Source organism: Azoarcus sp. L1K30, from assembly GCF_018122735.1.
Taxonomy (GTDB): Bacteria; Pseudomonadota; Gammaproteobacteria; order Burkholderiales; family Rhodocyclaceae; genus Parazoarcus.
Map to the genome: position 1 here is coordinate 644,270 of NZ_JAGRRD010000001.1, position 15,855 is coordinate 660,124.

Here is a 15,855-nt window from a genome sequence, read left to right on the forward strand (position 1 = left end):
TACGGTGTAAGTGCCGCCACACGGGGGCAGTACGCGTCAGGCGCCGACGACGGCTCGGTTGCGGCCGGTCCGCTTCGCGGTGTAGAGGGCTTCGTCTGCGCGCTGCAGGACTGCGTCGGCGCTTGTGTCGTTGGCCCGAAGCGCGGCGATCCCGATACTGACGGTGCAGGGGATCGACTTTTCGCCGACGATGGAAGGTGAGTTCTCGAGACTTTCCCTGAGCCGTTCGGCAAGCTCCCGGGCGCCCTCCTTGTCTTCGCCCGGCAGCAGGATGGCAAATTCCTCCCCGCCAATGCGGCCGACGACATCGGTCTTGCGCAGGGTTTCACGCACGATGGCGACGAAGTGCTTCAGGACTTCGTCGCCCGCGGCGTGGCCGTGCAAGTCATTGATCCGCTTGAAATGGTCGAGATCGGTCATCAACAGCGAGGCGACACCACCCCTGCGTTTGAGGCGGGCCAGCTCGGTCTCCATGACATCGAGGAAGTGACGGCGGTTGCTGGTGCCGGTCAGTGGATCGGTGGTGGCGAGGCGCAACAGTTGCTGGCGCTTCTCGGTCAGCTCCGTGATGTCACGGAACACCACCACCGCACCTTTACGACAGGCGTTTTCCTCAATGGGGGTCACCGTCATCGACACCGGGAACTCCGTGCCGTCAGCGCGGATGAATCTGTCCTCTGCGCGCCTGCGCCGGCCATCTTGCAGCGTCTCGAACACCGGACAGGACGAAGCGGGGTATGGGGACCCGTCTTCGTAATGATGGTGGAACAGCTCGTGCTGGTTTCTGCCCAGAATGTCCTGCTCGGAGAACTTCAGCATCTCGAGGGCCGAGGGATTGATGAAGGTCGCACGCCCGTCGGCATCGACGCCATAGATGCCTTCGCCCGCCGTGTTCAGCAACAAGCTGTTCTGGCGCGCAAGACGTTCGGTAGTGGCCGTTTGTTCGTCAAGCTGGCGCTGCCATTCGCGACGGGTAATCCGCAGCGCACCCAATACGATCAGCTGCACCACGGCGTAGGCCAGCAGTGCATTGCGGATCGTGAGCACACGCGCTTCCTGATGAGCGGCAAGGTCGGCACTGGCGTCGCGCCAGATCAGAATCGTTCCCGCTCGCGGCACACTCGGATCCTGCGTACCAAGATAGTCGCGGAAGGGGAAACGGATCAGCTGCAAGGTCTTGCCGTTCCAGGGCATGAGACGGGACTGGAGCGCCTCGGTTCCACGGTCGATCAGCGACCGGTTCAGCCATTCACCCGCCTCGGTGCCTGTGCTCGAGAGCACGATGCAGCAAGCCGAGGGGCTTGCGTCAAGGCTGCCGGGCTGGTACCGCGTCCACATGGCCTGGGTGACACGTTCGGTATCGAGCAGGACAGCGATACTCACGTTGAATGTTCGGCTCAGCCGTGCGATCAGGCCGTCAAGGCCGATCCCGACCTCCAGTGTGCCGACATGTTCGATCTCGCGCCCGGCCTCCATGCCGCGGGTGTGTATCGTGAGGCCCGCCGTTACCGGATGAAGCACCGCGGCGCCACCGCGGATCCCGGCAAATGCGCGCCCGATCTCAAAGCCGCCGCGCGGCACGCGGTCTGCCTGAATGCTGCGCAGCATGGGCCTGACATCCATGAGACTGTCGCCGTAGTCCTCTGGAGCATGCAGGCGAAGAAAGGACGTCAGGTCGGGGGTCAGCAGCAGCTGCAACTGGCGCAGATCGAATTGCGCCTGCATTTCCTGCCACAGCAGTGACAGTCGGTTCCCCAACGCCATGCGAAGTTCGCGGGCACGTGGACTGTTGCTGTCTTTGCTGGCGCGCTGGTCGCGGCCGGCTTCGCCAAGAATATGTCCGATCTCGGCGTCTGTCGCCATGCTGTAGGCCAGCGCTCTGGCCTCATGCTCGAGTTCGGCCGTCGACACCTCGTAGATGCTCTGCAGTCGCACGGCTTTCTCTTGAAGACGATCGGCAAGGTTGTCTTCGTTGCGTCGCAGCGAGAGCGTCGCTCCAGCTGCGAACATCGCAGCCAGGGTGGCACTGGCAATCAGCACGACCAAACTGTAGCGCACGGCATCAGCCCCTGATGTTTGATGTCATTCTAAGTCTTTGGTATTAGCAAAGTGATGATCTGGATCACGAACGGCGGTTGCCGGCCTTGCATTGGTCATTGAGCGCCGCCTGTGTCGGCGGTCGGATCAGACTTGACCGGCAGGTCGGGGGAGGTTCCGCGCGGATTCAAGCGCTCACTCGTCCATTCCCGTGATCCGTACCCGTCGCAACAGAAAGCGCGCCGGATCGACTGCCGTGGCTAGATCGCGCTCGATCGGCAACGGTTCGCCGTTAATTCGGGCAGCCAGCAATTCGCCCGCAAGCGATGCCCACACCAGCCCCCGTGCACCGAAGCCGGAAAGCGCATACAGGCCGGGTTGGCGGGGGATGTCTTCGAGTGGCGTCCCGGGCGCAACCGAGTCGACGGCTGGCACGGCACCGATCATCGGCAGACGGTCGGGCGATGCGGGACGAAAACCGACGCGGCCTGCCAAGTGCTCCGAATAGATGCCTTCGGTATAACCTGGCAGCATCGCCTCCAGTTTCTCGAGGTTCTCGCGGTGGTCGCGTTCGCGTAGCTGCGTGTCGTCGTCATCGACGTCGAAGGTCGCGCCGGCGCAGCGCAGGCCGTCGACTGCGGGACTGACGTAGCCCATGCGGCACATCACCACCCTGGGCGCGCTGCCGGTTTCTGCCGCCAGCAGGCTGACCTGACCGCGAGCGCTGACGACGGGCAGTGCTGCAGCGTGCGCGAATCTCGCCAGTCCGGTGCCTGCGGCCAGGATCAATACCGGGGCAGAGGCGATCGGCTTTGCGTCGGCGTCGGCTGCGAGCCAATTGCCGTCTTCGTATTCGAGCGCCGCCACGTGACGGCCGAAATGGGGGCGGATGTGCTCGGGATGCGCGGCCAGATTGGCCTCGCACAAAGACGGCGGCTGCACCCAGCCGCTGTCGGCGAACCACCATCCGCCAAGCGGCACCGGCCAGCCGCCGATCCGGGAGGCTTCGTCGGCATCGACGAAGCGCAACAGGCCGGATGGCAGGCTGAGGCGCTCGGCCACCGCCCGCATCTTGGCTTCCTGTGCGGCGTCCCGGGCCAGATGCAATACGCCGCAGGCCTCTGCGCGAACGCTCAGGCCGGCTTGCCGCAGGCGGCGGACGTGGCGCCAGCCATAGAGGGTGCCGGCACGCGTCAGCCTGCTCATGCGGTTGTCGTCGAGGCTGGGCAGGGGTCGCAATACGCCGGCATGGTTTCCCGATGCGCCCTGTCCGGGGCGGTCAGCCGCATCGACGACGTCCACGGTCCAGCCGCGGGCTGCGAGGCGCTCTGCGACAGCGCTGCCGGCAACACCGGCACCGATCACGATGGCCCGCCTGGCGGCCGGATCCTGCCGCGCCGCAGTCGTAGCGGATGGCATGTCCGGGCGGGGCCGGCTCGCGCTGTATCGACCACGCAGCATCTGGCGTTTGCCGGCGAAGCCCGGCACCCGTTCGACCTCGAAGCCGGCGCGTCGGAGTCCCTCCCGCACCTCGCCGGCAACCGACCAGGTGGCCAGGCTGGCGTCGGTGGCGGCCATGCGACCCAGCAGGTGAAAGACCTTGGGTGACCACAGTTCCGGATTGCACGAGGGCGAAAAGCCGTCGAGCATGAAGGCGTCGGCACGGCAGTCGAGCTGCGCGAGGCCGTCCCGAGCGTCACCGAAATGCAGGGTCAGGAAGACGCGATTCGAATCCAGGTGAAGGCGGTGCACGCCGGGTATGGGGCCAGGCCAGGCGGTGTGCAGTTCGGACGCGAGATGGGCGAACTCCGGCCATCGCGCGTGCAGCGCGACCAGGTCGTCGACCGTAAATGGGTGCAATTCGCAGGAGACGAAATGCAGGCTTGCCGAGCGTTCCGGGTCCGCCCGCCACGCGGCCCAGGTGGCGAGGAAATTCACCCCGAGCCCGAAACCCGTCTCGACGATGACGAAGCGCTCCCGCCCGCGCCAGCGTTCGGGCAGGCCGTTGCCGCCGAGGAATACGTGGTTCGCCTGGCCGATCGCGCCGGCTGCGGAATGGTACACGTCGTCGAATGCGTCAGAGTAGGGGGTGCCGTCGTCGGCAAGGGTGTAGGTGGCGGGCAGGATTGGCATGAGGTGCTATTGCTGAGTCTTGAAAATGGAGGACTGGAGCGACCCGACCGTAATCTTATCCTCTTGGGCGCTGGCAGACCCGTCGAACCCGAGCGCGAGGCGCCAACTTTGATCCTGACTCCTTCTTATGGAATACTGAACGCAGGCTGACCGACGACGTTCATGGATACGCCAAAAGTAATATGCATGCGTCGATTTTCCCGCGTGCGCTGCGGCGTCGATAATGGAGTGGAACGATTTGATCAGGCGTACCGACAAGGCTTCGGGGCGGTGGCAGCTGGCGGTCGCGAATGCACCGACACGTTGCGTGGTCGCCACCTGTGTGCTGCTCGGCGTGCTGGCGGCGGTCATCGTCACCAGCGCACTTGGACAGGGCGTGACGAATGCCTCGATGGCGCTGGTCATCGGGGCGATGACTATGGCACTTGGCATCGCACTGGTGGCGCTGCTGGCCATGCGTCGATCCCTCAGCGCGCAGGGGCTGCTGATGGCCGGCGCACACGACGGCATTTTCGAATGGAACCCGCTGACCAAGGAGCTGAAGGTCGGATTGCGCTTGCTTGCCATACTCGGCTACGCGGACAACTTTCTGCAGGATACGCATGCCTGGCTGAAGATCGTCCATCCCGACGATCGTGAGCGCTACAACCGGACGGTCGCTGCACATCTGAAGGGGCTGACGGACCATTTCTATTGCGAGTACAGGGTCAGGGCGCATAACGGCGAGTATCGCTGGTTGGCGGCGCGGGGCATCGCCTTGCGCAACCGCCAGGGCAAGGCTTCGCAGATGGCCGGCTCGGTGACCGACATCACCGAGCGGATCGAGCGCGAACAGCAGATCCGGGACCTCGCGCTCAATGATCAGCTGACGGGACTGCCCAATCGGCGCAGCCTGATGGAGCGGCTGCCGACGGCCATTGAGGCGGCAAGACGGAGCGGCGACCAGCTCGCCGTACTGTTCATCGACCTCGACCGCTTCAAGAACGTCAACGATGCGCGCGGTCACCTGTTTGGCGACGCGCTGCTGGTCGCGATCACGCGGCGATTGCCGGCGGCACTGCGCGCATACGATCTGCTGATGCGCCAGGGGGGAGATGAATTGGTTGTGGTGCTGACCAGCTTGGGCGGTCCGGCCGAGGCGGCTGTGGTGGCCGAGCGCCTGCTCGAACTGGTGGCGGACCCCGTCGTCATCGATGATTCCGACATCCGCATCACCGGTAGCATCGGGGTGGCGATGTTCCCCGCCGACGGCGAGGATGCCGATGCGCTGCTGCGTTGTGCCGATATGGCCATGTATGCGGCCAAGTCCAGCGGCGGCAATGAAGTGCGGTTCTTCGAAGGAGAGATGCAGGCGCGCGTGAGTGCGCGGGCCAGCATGGAAAGCCGGCTGCGGATTGCGATCGAGAATGGCGACCTCGTGTTGCACTATCAGCCGCAGTGCCGCTTTGCCGACGGCAGGCTGGTTGGCGCCGAGGCGCTGGTGCGCTGGCAGGATGGCGCGCACATGATCCGGCCCGACCAGTTCATCGGTCTGGCCGAGGAGACCGGTCTGATCGTGCCGCTCGGTCGATGGGTCATCGACAGTGCTGTCGAACAGTTGGCCCGGTGGCAATCGGATTGCGTCGATACGCTGCGTGTGTCGATCAATCTGTCGCCTCGCCAATTTTTGCGTCATTCGGTCGAGATGGATGTCCTTGCCGCGATCGCACGGCACGGTGTGCTGGCATCGAGGGTCGAACTCGAGGTTACCGAGTCGGTGCTGTTCAACCCTGAGGGTGCCGCGCTGCGAATGCTCAACAACCTGCGCGAGGCGGGCTGCCGGGTGGCACTCGATGATTTCGGCACCGGCTATTCTTCGCTGTCCTACCTCCAGTCACTCGACCTCGACTGTCTCAAGATCGACAAGTCCTTCGTCGCCAACCTTGCCGGGCCGACAGGTTCGCATGGCGCACGCGGCAGCACGGCCATTGTCAGCGCGATGATCGTGCTGGGACGGCGCCTGGGATACGAGGTCGTGGCCGAGGGGGTCGAAACCGTGGAACAGTTCAACTGGCTGAAAGCGACCGGATGTGAGCTTTGTCAGGGCTACTTTTTCAGCCGCCCCTTGCCGGCCGACGAGTTCGAAAGCGGCTTCCTGACACCGCGGGCGGGTTCGAAGATGGTCCATGCGGCAGGAAGGGCGTTTTGACAGGTTCGGATGGGGCGCTAGTGCAGCGCTGCGTTTCACCCGATGCGAATGCCGGCGCTTGCCGCGCAAGCAAGTACGTCATGTCGGATTGCACACAATCGCGCCTCGCCCGGGGCCGCGTGTCGTGCTTCATTCTCGTGCTGGCGCGACGAACCGCCGTGGGCAGGACGCGGGCGCATTGCGGCGCTTGGCGGAATCTCGGGACGGGGCAGAGGGATGCGGTCGGTGCGTAAGCGGCGGTCGGGCGACGGGCACCGCTCTTGCTTTGCTTGCATTCTCGACTGAAGGCAAGCGCCATGGACTCACACCTCGACTGGTCCGCCTACGAAGGCAGTGACGACAATTTCGGCTTCGGCTTCGGTTTCGGCGAGTCGTCCAGCCCGCCGCCGACGGCCGGTGATGGCTTTGCCAAGGCGGTCGGGGTCTGCGCCGGCAAACGGCATTGCCTTTCCCTCGATCCCGGCGTCATGTGTCCGAGTTTCCGGGTCACTCAGGATGAGCGGCACTCCACCCGTCACCGTGCGGAGACCCTGGCTGCCGCGCTCGACGGCCGTCTGGGTGAGCGCCCCTTTGCCGGAGACGAACTCGCCGCGGCGCTGGACCTGTGCGTCGGCTGCAAGGGGTGCAAGCGCGAGTGTCCGAACGGCGTGGACATGGCCTTGCTCAAGGCGGAGGCGCGCGCTCGGCGCTGGACCGGCACGACAGTGCCCCCTTTACGCGAACGCCTGTTTGCCCGCCTTCCCAGGCTTGTACCGGCACTGTCGAAGTGGCGTGGTCTCTTGCGCTTGCGCGATCGCCTGCCGGGTATCGCATGGCTTGGCGAAGCCGTGCTGGGCCTGTCTGCCAGGCGCACCATCCCTTTGCCGGCGAAGCAGAGCTTTCTCTCCGCGGTGTCGGCCGATCGCTTTGGCGAGGGTAGCGCCGGAGAAGTCGTGTTGCTGGTCGATACCTTCAGCAACCACTTTCACCCCGAGATCGCGCGCGCGGCGCTGGATGTTCTCGTCGCGGGTGGCTACCGCGTGCATCTCGCCCGCAGTTCGGTGCCCGGACGTCCCCTTTGCTGTGGCCGCAGCTACCTGTCGGGTGGCCTGGTCGAGGACGCTCGCGAAGAAGCCCGGCGCACGCTCGAGGCTCTGTTGCCGTATGCCGCGCGCGGGCTGCCCGTGATCGGGCTGGAACCCTCCTGTCTGCTCATGTTGCGCGATGAATATCATGCGCTGGGCCTGGGCGGGGCCGTCGCCCAAGTGGCAAGCGTGGCGATGCTACTGGAGGAGTTTCTCGCGCGCGAAATTGACGGAGGCCGTCTGAACCTGCCGCTCAAGGCGATGGACGCCAGCGAGGTGCTTGTCCATGGACACTGTCACCAGAAAGCGTTTGGCCTCATGCCCGCGATGCGGAAAGTGCTGGATCGGGTGCCGGGGCTCAAGGCGGACTTCATCGAGTCCAGTTGCTGCGGCATGGGTGGCAGTTTCGGCTACGAGGCCGAACATCATGATATTTCGATGGCCATGGCCGAGCTCGACCTGTTGCCCGCGGTGCGCGGCGCGCCAGCCGGGGTCGTCATCGTGGCCAATGGTACGAGCTGCCGGCAGCAGATCATGGATGGCGCGCAGCGACCGGCTTTGCACATGGCCCAGATCCTGCACCGTGCATTGTCCATACGGGCAGAGCCGGCTGACGCTAACGGGGTGGAAAGCGCCATCGAGCGGTAAAGCGGCGGGCCTTCCGGCACGATGGCGGCTGTACGGCGCAGTCGGTTCGCTCACCAGAATGCGATCACCAGCACCAGGGTCAGCGCGGTCAGCATCGCTGCCCCGCGGCGAACGGCAAGGGGGGCGGGCTCGACCTGTGATGCGTCCACCGCCAGGCGTTGCTCGTCTGTCACGGTTCCGCCCAGCAGTGCCTGCCACAGCGCGCACGCCAGCAGCGTCATGACCAGCAACAGGAAGGCCACGACCGTGAAGTGCACCTTGACCCAGCCGAGCTGGGTGGCGACGAACCACGCTGCGCTGACGCCGTGTCCAGTGATCAGGCCGGCAAACGCGGCATTGGCGGACAGTCGTCCGGAGAGCATGCCCGCGGCAAAGACCGCCACCAGCGGAGGCGTTACGTAGGCGAACGCTTGCTGCAGATAGGCGAACAGACCGGGAAAGCGGTCGATGGCCGGCGCCCACAGCGCGGCGATGAACATCATGCCCAGCGTCGTGTAGCGGCCGAGCCGTGCCAGCGCCCGGGCGTCCAGTTTCGGGCGGCGTGGCTGCACGAAATCGCAGATCACCAGGGTCGATGCGGAGTTGAGGGCCGAGTCCACGCTCGACATGATCGCAGCGAGCAAGCCGGTCAGCATCAAACCGGCCAGCCCAGGGGGCGCGAAGTGTCCGATCAGGCGGGGGAATACTGTGTCCGGACGTTCGAGGTCGGAGAACAGTGCGACGGCCATCGCGCCGGGCAGGACCATGAGAAACAGTGGCAACAGCTTGAGTGCAGCGGCAATGAGTGCGCCACGCCCGGCAGTGCCGATATCGCGTGCCCCCAGCAGTCGCTGGCAGACATACTGGTTCATGGTCCAGTAGTAGAAGCCCAGGATCGGCAGCCCCAGCAAGGTACCGAGCCAGGGCAGGGCTTCGTCGTCGAGTGGGCGGATGAGCGAGAGCTTCTCCGCCGGCACGCGCGCCAGGACCTGTGCCCAGGAGTAGTCGAATTCGGCAAAGACGAGTACGAACAGGATCGCCGAACCCACCAACAAGACCAGCGATTGGAGAACATCGGTGTAAGCCACCGCCCGCAAGCCGCCCGCAGCGGTGTAGATGCCGGCGAACACGGCCAGCGCTGCGCACGTGGGGCCCAGTGACAGCCCTGGTACGAACAGCATCAGGACCAGGGCGCCCGCGTAAAGACTGCCGGCCGTGTCGAGGAAGACGCTCAGAATCAGGCTGGTGCCGGAGAGGTAGCGGCGCAGGCGCGCGTCGAAGCGCTGTTCGAGCAGTTCCGGCACCGTGGTGATGCGCCGACCGATGAGCACGGGGGCCACGAACACGGCAGTGAATACGAGTACCAGCGCAGCCATCCATTCATAGTTTGCCACCGAAATGCCGGTCGACCACGCGGCGCCGGGCAAACCGATCAGCGTCGTGGACGAGATGTTCGATGCGAACAGCGACAGGCCGATGACGCCGGCGCCCAGCGTGCGTCCGGCGAGAAACAGTTCGTCCGCGTCAGGATGTCTGCGCGTGACGCGGATACAGACCGCGACGACTACCACGAGGTAGACCGCCACGATGACGTAGTCGATGGTATGAAGGGCATTCATCCGCGAATTCCGTTGTCGTGGTGGAAGCGGCGCCTTTATGCAGGAAGCGAAACCGCCCTTATTGACCCGGCGACGAAACAGATGAAGTCATTGTCGGCACCGGGTTCCTCCCCCTTCAAGGGGGAGGCTAGGAGGGGGATGGGTCAATGCTGCGTCGGGGGAACCCATCCCCACCCCCCCCTTGAAGGGGAGGGAGCGACCGTGCTGAACTCCAGCATTCGTCATCCAATTGATTGCCGGGTTAATAACCCGGCGCCTTTTTCAGGAAAACATGAACGCGGGCCATTGTGCAAGGGTGGAGGTGGGAGCGGGCCGACGAAGCCGGACAACGAATCGCATCTTGTCATTGCTTCGAGCAGCGCAGGGCATCGACAATAATGCGCTACGGCTTGCCAAGGCCATCCTGAACCCGGAAATTTCATGCAACTTCCCGCGCGCAAGCATGCCGATCGTCTGGCCGCGCTGCTGATCCTGACGATGGCCATCGTCGCCATGCTCTCCGGTGCCCGCATCGGCGTGCCCGTGTGGCTCGGCGGACTGGCCGCGTGGGCAGCAGTGGCGTTGATGTGGCCGGGACTCGACCGTCGCCAGCGGCGACTGTCCTGGGGCTTGATCGGTATCGGCCTTGCCGCACTGCTGTGGGCGGGCTGGCAGACCGGCCAGTGGTACTGGATGGGCATATTGACGAAGAACGTCACCCTGCTCGGCATGCTCGCGGCGGTGAGTTTTCTCCAACTGCTTGGACTCGGGGGCGACGATGAAGCGCCGCCGCGCGGCCGCGGTGCGTTGTGGCGCACGATTGTAGGCGTACACGCGTTTGGCGCGATCATCAATCTGTCCGCGGTGTTCATCATGGCGGACAGGGTGGCGGCGGGCCGCACGCCGTCCATCGCGCAGCTCGGCGCGCTGACGCGAGGTTTTCTTGGCGCCGCCTTGTGGTCGCCGTTCTTCGCCGCCACCGCCGTCGCGCTCACCAATGCGCCCGGCGCCACCCTGGGCGAACTGGCGGTCGCGGGTATTCCCCTGGCCCTGGTGTTGATCGTCCTGGCGGCACGCGACCTGCTGCGCGAGCACGATAATGGGCGCGATTTCGTCGGCTATCCGATGCATCTGGCCAGCCTGGGGGTGCCGCTCGCGCTCGCGCTGATCGTCATCGCAGGCCACTTTCTGCTGTCTTCGTGGTCGACGCTGGCCATCATTACGATCGCTGCGCCCTTGATGGTGAGCGGCATCGTGATCCGGCGCAACGGCTTCGGTGCAGGGAGTGCGCAGTTGGCGCGTCATGCAGTACGGCGCCTGCCAGCCATGCGCGGCGAGATGTCACTGTTTCTGGCCGCGGCCGTATTCGCGACCGGCCTGGAGGCGCTCATCGCGAGCAGCGGCGGCTGGCTGCCCTGGGCGCACGTGGGCGCGTTGCAGGCGGCACTTGTACTCGCCGGCATGATTTTCTTCTGCATTCTGGGTTTCCACGCGGTGATCTCCATCACCACCGTGGCCGCATGGCTGGCTCCGCTCAATCCCGACCCGGTGCTGATGGCTGCGGTTTATGTCCAGTGCTGGGCCATCGGCCTGGCGGCCAGTCCGATGTCGGGTATCCATCTTGCCCTGCAGGGGCGTTACGGCGTGTCGGGGGCGCTCATGGCGCGGGCCAATGCACGCTACTGCCTGCAGGCCTACGGGGCCGCCGTGGTCGCGCTGTTTGCGATTTCATGGTGGCGCGGGGTCTGACCTGTGTGGGGGCGATAGATGCGGGGTGCCTGGAAGTTTGAGTCAAATGGATATTCCATCATAATTCGTAAAGCGGCACTCGATCCGCAACCCAAGGAGACAGCACATAATGAATATTCGGCTTCAATCCATTGGCATGGCTATTTTTGCCCTTGTCATCGTCGGTGCCGTACCAGGTGCAGCAGCTGGCGAAATCGTGATAGGTCAGGTGGCACCTTTCAGCGGCACCCTGGCGCCGACGGGAAATGACGTCAGGCTCGGTATCCAGGCTTATTTTTCAAGGATCAATGCCGAAGGCGGTATCCGCGGCAATACCCTGCGACTTGTCAGCCGCGACGATGGATACCGGGTCGAGGACACACTCAAGCAGACCACCGCGCTGATCGAGCACGATGCGCCGGTTGCGCTGGTCGGCTTCGTCGGGACCGGCAACGTCGACGCTTTGCGCAAGGCCGGCACCCTCGATCGCGCCGGCATACCGCTGGTGGGTGTGCGCTCGGGCGCCTCCGTGCTGCGCAAGCCCGTTCCCGAGCGGATTTTCCATACGCGGGCGAGCTATGCCGCGGAGGTCGATACCATCGTGCGCCAGATGAGCGTCATGGGGCTCAAGCGCATTGCGGTCTTCCACCAGAACGATCCGTTCGGTGAGGATGGCGTCAGTGCGGCGCAAGCGGCACTCTCCGCGGCGCGAATTGAACTTGTCGCCACCGGCGCCTACGAGAAGGGGGGTACCGAGGTGGCAGCGGCCGTTGAGAAGATTACCGCCGCGAAGCCTGACGGCGTGATCCTGGTGGCCAATACGGCGGCCAGTGCGGCATTCGTGAAGGCCATGCGCGAGCGTGGCAGTGCCGCGATGGTGATTGCACTGTCGGTGACGGCCGGACCGCAGGTCGCCGAGGCGATTGGCAACACGCTGGCCCATGGGCTGGGCATTGTGCAGGTGGTGCCCAAGCCGCAATCGATCGCCTACGCCATCACGCGCCAGCTCGACGAGGACCTCAAGCGGATTGGCAGCAAGACGTCCGCAAACCACACCGTGCTCGAGGGCTACATCATGGCCAAGGTGCTGGTGGAAGGTATCCGGCGGGCGGGGGAACCCACCCCCGCGCGCATTGTCGCCGCCCTCAATGGGCTGGGTTCGTATGATGCCGGTGGGGTGACGATCCGTTATGCACAGAACGACCACACCGGATCGGACTACACGGATATCTCGATCATCGATCGCAATGGCCAGATGATTCGCTGACATGCGTGCCGGTCGCGCGTCTGCGGGCAATAATTTCTTCCCGTCTGGTACGCGATCCGGCGAGGCGTTGCCGTGCCATTTCCAGCGTGCCGGGCGAGGCCTCTTCAGGCGCACCTGCGCTGAAGGGCGGTTCGGGCGCATACTCAAGCGCGAGTTGCACGATTTCGGCTTCAGGCTGTCCGGCCAGTTCCGCGATGACGGCCAGTCCGAAGTCGATGCCGGAGGTCACGCCGCCGGCCGTGATCAGATTGCCGTCACGTACGATGCGCCCGCGGGTCGGAATGGCGCCAAAGTGATCGAGGAAGTCGAGCGCGTTCCAGTGCGTCGTGGCACGCTTGCCCTGGAGCAGGCCGGCGGCCCCCAGCACCAGGGAACCCGTGCACACCGAAGTGACGTAGCGGGCCTGTGAGGCCTGAGCGCGGATGAAGCGGAGCGTTTCCTCGTCTTCCAGCAGTGCATTGACGCCGCTACCACCCGGGACGCAAAGCACGTCCAGAGGTGGGCAGTCGTCAAAGCCGAGGGTGGGTTTCAACCATAGCCCGGTGGCGCTGCGAACCGGGCCGAGGTCCTTCCACAGCAGATCGACGGTTGCGCCTTGTGTCGTGGCGAAGACCTCGTAGGGGCCGGTCAGGTCGAGTTGCTGAACATCGGGGAAGGCGAGAATGCCGAAGCGAATGGCCATGGTGGTATCTCCGTGATTGACGAGGACAAGCGTATCCCGTCAAGCTGTGGCGAATTGGCCAATTACCCCTCGAATCATGCCAGATTGCCCGATACGCCGGATCGAGATCCTCGCCTTTCCCGACGCACAGGTGCTCGATGTGACCGGGCCCATGCAGGTCTTCTCCACCGCCAACGACCTCGCACCGGCGAGACAACGACCCTACGCGCTGGCGATCGTGGCCGAGACCGAAGAGATCGCCACCACCTCCGGGCTGGTGCTCAAAGCGAGCCGCTTGCCGGCCCATGATCTGCCTGTCCATACCCTGATCGTTTCCGGCGGACGGGGCGTCAATGGCGCCAGTGAACGCAGAGCGCTGGTGGAATGGGTGCGTCTGCGTGCGGCGAGTGCAGAACGCACCGCCTCGGTGTGCAGTGGCGCCTTTCTGCTGGCCACCGCGGGGCTGCTCGATGGGCGCCGTGCGGTGACTCACTGGCAGCGCTGTGCGGAATTCTCGCAGCGCTTTCCCGATGTCAGGCTCGACCCCGATCCGATCTTCATCCGCGACGGCGCGATCTGGACCTCCGCCGGCGTGACTGCGGGCATCGATCTGGCGCTCGCCATGGTCGAGGCCGACCTCGGGCGCGAAACCGCACTGGCCGTGGCCCGCCAACTGGTGGTGTTCCTCAGGCGTCCCGGCGGTCAGGCGCAGTTCAGTGTGGCGCTGACACTGCACGACGGCGACGGCCGCTTTGACCGCCTTCACGCCTGGATCCTGGAGAACCTGGGCGCGGACCTGTCGCTGCCCGTTCTCGCCGAGCAGTGCAATATGAGCGCCCGCAGCTTTTCGCGCCACTATCGCAAACTCACCGGACGTACGCCCGCCACTGCGATCGAGGCCATGCGGGTCGAATCCGCGCGTCGCCTGCTCGAGGGCGGTGCGTCGGTCGCGCAAGCCGCCCGGCGATGCGGCTTCGGCTCCGAAGAAACCATGCGGCGTGCGTTTCTGCGTGGTGTCGGCGCAAGTCCGCAGGCCTACCGCGAGCGGTTTTCGGGTTAGCGTGGTGCGCCCGCGCACCGGCTGTCCGTCAGCCGGCGTTCGCGGGTGTGCTCAGCAGGTCTTGCCGGCGCGGCCCGGGTGACCGGAGACGCGTCGCGAGGGGTGAGCGGGCGTCACTGACTTGCCGCCCAGCAGGGCGCGCATGGCCTGTGCCGGCATTGCCAGCACGATTGCGAACATGCGGGCGACGAAGGTGTCGATCGCAGCGCGGCGCAGCGAGGCTGCCTGTGTGCGCGTACCTTCGAAATCGAAGTCGCGCAGGTCGACTCCCTGTGGAGGGAGATTGGTCGTGGCTTGGCTCGTGGTTTGTGGCGTGTTGCGGGTCGGGGTCATGGCGAGCTCCTCATCGGCGGGTGCTTGAACTCTATTTCGTTGATGTGGTGCCCGAAACGAGACGAATTGCAGATCGGCTTTGCAAATTCTGCAAGGCTCGATGGCTTGGCGCATAATGCGCACATGCAACTGAATCTGACCGATGCCGCGCTCTTCATCCGCGTTGCCGAACTCGGCACGCTGTCGGCGGCCGCGCGCGAACGCAACGAGCCCGTCAGTCAGGTGTCGCGCGCTATTGCCCGCATGGAGTCTGCGCTCGGGGTATTGCTGCTGCATCGGACCACGCACGGACTGTCGCTGACCGATGAAGGCGACACGTTTTTTGCGCACGCCCGGCGCATGCTCGACATTGCCGCGGAGATGGAAAGCGAGCTCGGCGGAAAGCGCGCCGGACCGAGCGGTCTGGTGCGGGTCAGTGTCAGCCCCATCCTTGCCCAGATGGTCATTGCCCCCAGTCTGACTGGCCTGTACGAACGTCATCCCGGGCTGCAACTCGACATCCTGGCAGACGACCGCGCGACCGACCTCGCGCGCGATGGCATTGACATCGCCGTGCGCGCGGGCGTGGACAATGCCGAGAGTTTGGTCGTCAGGCAGATTGGCGAGCATGATCGCAATCTCTATGCCTCGCCGGCCTATCTCGACAGGTTTGGCATCCCGCAGACGCCCGGCGATCTCGCGCGGCACCGCCTGATCGCCAACTGCGCAAGCCAGTCGATGAACCGCTGGCCTTTCCGCAAGGGATCGCTCGATGCGGCTGACTGGGCGTCGACGACGGCGGCGAGGGTTCAGTCCGATCGCAGCGACAAACGCGTTGCGCGCAACAGTGCGGCGGACATCCTGCTGGTCAAGGGGCATACCCGCGCCGACAGCACCTCCATCGTGCTGTCACTTGCGCTGGAGGGCGTCGGTATCGCGCGGCTCAACGAGCTGCTGGTGTCGCCGCTGGTGAGGCGTGGTCTGCTCAGGCAGGTGCTGGCCGGTTTCACCGGGCGCGAGCGCCTGCCGGTCTATGCGGCGATGCTGCAGGAGCGCCACCGGCTTCCCAAGGTGCGTGCCTGCCTCGACTACTGGCAGGAGACCTTCGCCGCAATGCGCACGCATCGCGGCGACGATGTAGACCAGGAGCAGACCGCCAGGGGCTGATCGACCGGGGCCT

The 15,855-nt window shown here is 65.0% G+C and carries 11 protein-coding genes; 6 read left to right on the forward strand and 5 right to left on the reverse strand.

Translation table 11 applies throughout. The features are described from left to right. Positions 1–36: 36 nt before the first annotated feature. Both J5J83_RS02925 and mnmC read right to left on the reverse strand, forming a co-directional pair. Entirely contained in the window at positions 37–2,058 is a 2,022-nt protein-coding gene (locus J5J83_RS02925; RefSeq protein ID WP_212345153.1) for a diguanylate cyclase, read from the reverse strand. Between the two features lie 174 nt (positions 2,059–2,232). Then, positions 2,233–4,170 carry a bifunctional tRNA (5-methylaminomethyl-2-thiouridine)(34)-methyltransferase MnmD/FAD-dependent 5-carboxymethylaminomethyl-2-thiouridine(34) oxidoreductase MnmC gene (gene mnmC / locus J5J83_RS02930; RefSeq protein WP_212345156.1) on the reverse strand — a complete coding sequence of 646 codons (1,938 nt, stop codon included), beginning with the start codon at positions 4,168–4,170 and terminating at the stop codon, positions 2,233–2,235. A gap of 223 nt (positions 4,171–4,393) precedes the next feature. Here mnmC and J5J83_RS02935 point away from each other — a divergent pair, with 223 nt between their 5' ends. Continuing rightward, positions 4,394–6,358, forward strand: coding sequence for a GGDEF domain-containing phosphodiesterase (locus tag J5J83_RS02935; protein WP_212345159.1), 1,965 nt, complete (start codon positions 4,394–4,396; stop codon positions 6,356–6,358). 296 nt (positions 6,359–6,654) lie between these two features. After that, positions 6,655–8,070 (forward strand): 4Fe-4S dicluster domain-containing protein, encoded by a 1,416-nt coding sequence (locus J5J83_RS02940; RefSeq protein ID WP_212345160.1) that lies wholly within the window; start codon positions 6,655–6,657, stop codon positions 8,068–8,070. A 50-nt stretch (positions 8,071–8,120) separates the two neighbouring features. Here J5J83_RS02940 and J5J83_RS02945 read toward each other — a convergent pair whose 3' ends face one another. Next, positions 8,121–9,668, reverse strand: coding sequence for a sodium/solute symporter (locus J5J83_RS02945; protein WP_212345162.1), 1,548 nt, complete (start codon positions 9,666–9,668; stop codon positions 8,121–8,123). Positions 9,669–10,088: 420 nt separating this feature from the next. On the opposite strand from J5J83_RS02945, the gene J5J83_RS02950 reads away from it, so the two are divergent. Further along, the gene (locus tag J5J83_RS02950) at positions 10,089–11,396 is read left to right on the forward strand and encodes a hypothetical protein (protein WP_212345164.1); all 1,308 of its coding nucleotides are present in this window, start codon (positions 10,089–10,091) and stop codon (positions 11,394–11,396) included. Positions 11,397–11,505: 109 nt separating this feature from the next. Then, a complete protein-coding gene (locus J5J83_RS02955) occupies positions 11,506–12,642 on the forward strand; it encodes an ABC transporter substrate-binding protein (protein ID WP_212345166.1) in 1,137 nt (378 codons plus the stop codon). Here J5J83_RS02955 and J5J83_RS02960 read toward each other — a convergent pair. Further along, positions 12,611–13,324 (reverse strand): DJ-1/PfpI family protein, encoded by a 714-nt coding sequence (locus J5J83_RS02960; protein ID WP_212345177.1) that lies wholly within the window; start codon positions 13,322–13,324, stop codon positions 12,611–12,613. The genes J5J83_RS02955 and J5J83_RS02960 overlap by 32 nt on opposite strands. Positions 13,325–13,400: 76 nt before the next feature. On the opposite strand from J5J83_RS02960, the gene J5J83_RS02965 reads away from it, so the two are divergent. Then, complete coding sequence (locus J5J83_RS02965; protein ID WP_212345180.1) at positions 13,401–14,363, forward strand: GlxA family transcriptional regulator; 963 nt, start codon at positions 13,401–13,403, stop codon at positions 14,361–14,363. Positions 14,364–14,414: 51 nt separating this feature from the next. Here the strand turns inward: J5J83_RS02965 and J5J83_RS02970 are convergent, their stop codons facing one another. Continuing rightward, positions 14,415–14,696, reverse strand: a complete 282-nt coding sequence (locus J5J83_RS02970) for a hypothetical protein (RefSeq protein ID WP_212345183.1) — start codon at positions 14,694–14,696, stop codon at positions 14,415–14,417. A 123-nt stretch (positions 14,697–14,819) separates the two neighbouring features. Here J5J83_RS02970 and J5J83_RS02975 point away from each other — a divergent pair, with 123 nt between their 5' ends. Continuing rightward, the gene (locus tag J5J83_RS02975; protein ID WP_212345186.1) at positions 14,820–15,842 is read left to right on the forward strand and encodes a LysR family transcriptional regulator; all 1,023 of its coding nucleotides are present in this window, start codon (positions 14,820–14,822) and stop codon (positions 15,840–15,842) included. Positions 15,843–15,855: the final 13 nt, after the last annotated feature.